Consider the following 2,833-nt stretch of genomic DNA (forward strand, 5'->3'; position numbering starts at 1 on the left):
GGGATTGGATGGTACCTACCAGCCCTTGTCTCGCCCTCTGTTTATCTACGTGAATGCTAAGTCTGCTCGTAGGCCTGAAGTGAAAGCATTCATCGAGTTCTACATGGCTAACGGTGAAAAACTGGCTAACGAGGTTGGCTATGTTGGTTTGCCCCAGCGTGCTTATTCGATTAGCTTGGGTCGCTTCCGGGCTGGCCGCCGTGGTTCAATCTTTGGTGGCAAGGAACAAGTTGGCTTGACGATTGATGAACTGCTGAGCCGTGAAGCTCGCTGAGGCTGAACCTTTATCCAAGGTGGATATTGATTGACATTAATTGACACTTGTATTGCCATCTTGGTTGTGTATGTTGAGTTTGGTCGGAAGCCAGTGCTTCTCACGAGGACTGGCTTCTTCGTTTTGCTAATAACTGACCACATGCAACAAACATGGCCAAACATTACATTCGTTACCCAGTAGTTTTTCCAACAATTGTTTTAACGTCCGCATGACCACACAACCAATGGTTTCACCTGCTGCCCCTAGGCGATCGTTTGAATTTAAGGCCTCCCGCAATATTGTTGGCAAGGTCATTGAGATTATTCTGTTTCTAGCTGCATCAATATCAGTGGTGACGACGATCGCGATCGTCGTTGATTTAATCTACGAGTCCATTCCCTTCTTTCAGGTTGCAGGCTTGTGGCAGTTTCTTACAGGCCGTGAGTGGGGACCCGTGTTCGAGCCACCTAAGTATGGAATTTTGCCCCTTGTATCTGGCACTCTGACAACAACGATCGTGGCGCTGCTGCTGGCTATTCCCATGGGCACAATTATTGCTATGTACCTTAGTGAATTTGCTCCCGCTCAGGTTCGAGAAATTGTCAAGCCAATACTAGAACTGCTAGCAGGAGTCCCCACTGTTGTCTATGGCTATTTTGCTCTGCTAGTGGTCACCCCAGCCTTGCAGTTAGTACTTAAGGATCTACCCGGCTTTAATATGCTCAGCGCAGGTCTAGTGATCGGCATCATGATTGTGCCCACTATCTCGTCGATCAGTGAAGATGCCATGCGAGCCGTGCCAGTCTCGTTGCGAGAGGGTTCCTATGCAACCGGAGCAACTCGCCTGCAAACAGCACTGCGGGTTGTGTTTCCAGCGGCAATTTCAGGTATTTCATCCTCCTACATTCTGGGCATTTCGCGGGCAGTAGGCGAAACAATGGTGGTGGCAGTAGCAGCCGGTCTACAATACAGGCTTACCTTTAACCCGGCTGAATCAGCAGCAACAATCACAGCCTATATTGTGCAGGTGAGCATTGGAGATCTGCCCTATGGATCGATTCCCTACCAATCAGTGTTTGCCGCTGGTTTAGTGCTCGTGTTCATGACCTTAGTGCTGAATGTGATTGGACACTTTCTTAGTAAGCGGTATCGGGAGATTTACTAGCTATGATGACTGGTGGAAAGTTAGCCCATGATGTGCAAAGCGATCTATCTCGCCGCAAGCTAATTGATGCCATCTTTGTGATTGTCGGTATGGTGGCACTACTAGTGGCAACGATCGTCCTGCTCACTCTTATCACTTCTCTTGCGGTCAGGGGTGTTCCACGAGCAACCCTCAACTTCCCTGAGTTTTTCTTTACCTTTGCAAGTCGTCGTCCTACCGCGGCTGGCATTTATGCTGCATGGGTGGGTAGTGCTCTAGTTATGGTGGTTACGGCTTGCACCGCTGTGCCCCTTGGGGTTGCCGCAGGTATCTATCTGGAAGAGTATGCTCGTAAAAACTGGGTCTCTGACCTGATTGAGATTAACGTTACCAACTTGGCTGGTGTGCCATCCATTATCTATGGCCTGTTAGCCTTGGGGGTGCTCAACCAAGGATTGAAACTAGGGGAAAGTATCCTAACCGCAGGCATAACCTTGGCCCTGTTGATTTTGCCCGTAGTAATTGTAACGACACGAGAAGCTCTGCGAGCGATTCCCCTAAGTCTGCGAGAAGCAGCCTACGCTGTAGGAGCCACCAAATGGCGGATGATTTGGGATCACATTTTGCCCTACGCTACGGGTAGCATTCTTACGGGCGTGATTATTGGTTTATCCCGCGCTATCGGGGAAACTGCGCCGTTGATTACAATTGGTGCTCTCACCTTTATTGCCTTCCTGCCTGTCAATACTGAATCATTACCTGCTTTCATTAGCTCTTTCTTATCATTTGCTTGGTTAAAAGAGCCATTTACGGTTATGCCTATCCAGATGTTTAACTGGGTATCTCGTCCTGAGCCAGCGTTTCAAGATAATGCTGCAGCGGCTGGCATCGTTTTGTTGTTAATGACACTTGCTATGAATGGTGTTGCTATCTACCTCCGCTATCGTTTTCGTAAGGGGATCAAATGGTAAATAACGTTTCTGATTCGGTCAGTCAAGTTACCGGGCTACAGCCCAAAGCTGAAATTAAGTCACTGGACTTCTACTACAGCTCAGCCCATATTCTGAAGAATATCAATCTGCCGGTCTACGAAAACCAAGTAACGGCACTCATTGGGCCATCAGGCTGTGGTAAAACAACACTGCTGCGCTGCCTCAACCGGATGCATGACCTGTATCCAGGCAACCGTTACAGTGGCGAGATTATATTACAACCCGATGGGGTTAACATCTTAGACCGAAAAGTGGATCCGATCGAAGTACGAATGCGGATTAGTATGGTGTTTCAGCGTCCGAACCCATTTCCTAAATCTATCTATGAAAACGTGGCCTATGGCTTAAAGGTGCAGGGTTACAGTGGACGCAGCTTCCTAGATGACAAAGTGGAAAAAGCCCTACGCGATGCTGCCCTTTGGGATGAAGTCAAAGATCGCC

4 protein-coding genes are annotated in these 2,833 nt (G+C 48.5%); all 4 read left to right on the top strand.

What is annotated here, in order from left to right; genetic code table 11:
- The coding region (locus tag NZ772_16770) for a protein sphX (protein ID MCS6815208.1) at positions 1-274 on the top strand (274 nt) is incomplete at its 5' end.
- 226 nt (positions 275-500) lie between these two features.
- Complete coding sequence (gene pstC, locus NZ772_16775) at positions 501-1,421, top strand: phosphate ABC transporter permease subunit PstC (GenBank protein ID MCS6815209.1); 921 nt, start codon at positions 501-503, stop codon at positions 1,419-1,421.
- A 5-nt stretch (positions 1,422-1,426) separates the two neighbouring features.
- A complete protein-coding gene (gene pstA / locus NZ772_16780; protein MCS6815210.1) occupies positions 1,427-2,371 on the top strand; it encodes a phosphate ABC transporter permease PstA in 945 nt (314 codons plus the stop codon).
- The coding region (locus tag NZ772_16785) for an ATP-binding cassette domain-containing protein (GenBank protein ID MCS6815211.1) at positions 2,365-2,833 on the top strand (469 nt) is incomplete at its 3' end. The genes pstA and NZ772_16785, both read left to right, overlap by 7 nt.

The organism is Cyanobacteriota bacterium (assembly GCA_025054735.1).
In the GTDB taxonomy this organism is placed as follows: domain Bacteria; phylum Cyanobacteriota; class Cyanobacteriia; order SKYG9; family SKYG9; genus SKYG9.